The sequence below is a fragment of the Treponema sp. R6D11 genome (assembly GCF_054786075.1).
The window spans coordinates 1-724 of record NZ_BDHD01000601.1; the positions used below are offsets into that span (position 1 = coordinate 1).

Genomic DNA, 724 nt, shown 5'->3' on the forward strand with positions numbered 1-724 from the left:
AACACAGGCATGAAAGGAACGCTTAACAGCGCGCTAACATCTATGGCAAGCTCATTTACCTCCACCGGATTAAAAGCTATCAATAGCGGAATAGAGTCACAAAAATTGGAAGGTTTTAATAACTTAAACAAGAACGATCTTAAAACTCTAAACGAGCTTGTCGGCTCTTTTGCGGGACAAGGGGTAAATTATGCTTTAGGAAACGATTTTACCTTGAATGTGTTAAACTTAAGTTCATTTACGGAAAATAAATACAATAGCGGACTTCTTGAGCTTCATCTTGGGCATGACGGCGTAAATATGAGCATCGGAACAGGCGGCGCAAATGTCAGCATTGATAATCTGGTGTCTGCTTACAAAGGCGCACAAGTATGGAACATAAATACAAAAATAAGCAATTATGGAAAAGAAAATGATTTTGACGCATTAATAGCATTACGCGTCCAATACGGCTACGGAGATAATAGACAAAAAGAGCAATTATGTGATATACTAAATGGTAAGGCAATAATCAATACCAAAGCTGAAGGGGATTATTTTGCTGAAACCACAATTAATGAGGACGGAAAAAGAGTGATAAATCTTGCCAGTTATGAAAAAGGCATGAGCAGAGATGATCAATATCTTCTTGGCGTGGTACTTGGGTATGAAGCGTACAGAGACGGGTATACTATCGGACAAACAGATGCGAATGGGGAAAAAGTAACTTATGCAGCGCAATCAG

Annotated in this window: 1 protein-coding gene; it reads left to right on the forward strand. The window is 39.0% G+C overall.

The features are described 5' to 3' along the window. Nucleotides 1-724: hypothetical protein (locus tag ACYVTD_RS14960; protein ID WP_461248508.1), on the forward strand; the 724-nt coding region annotated here is incomplete at both ends.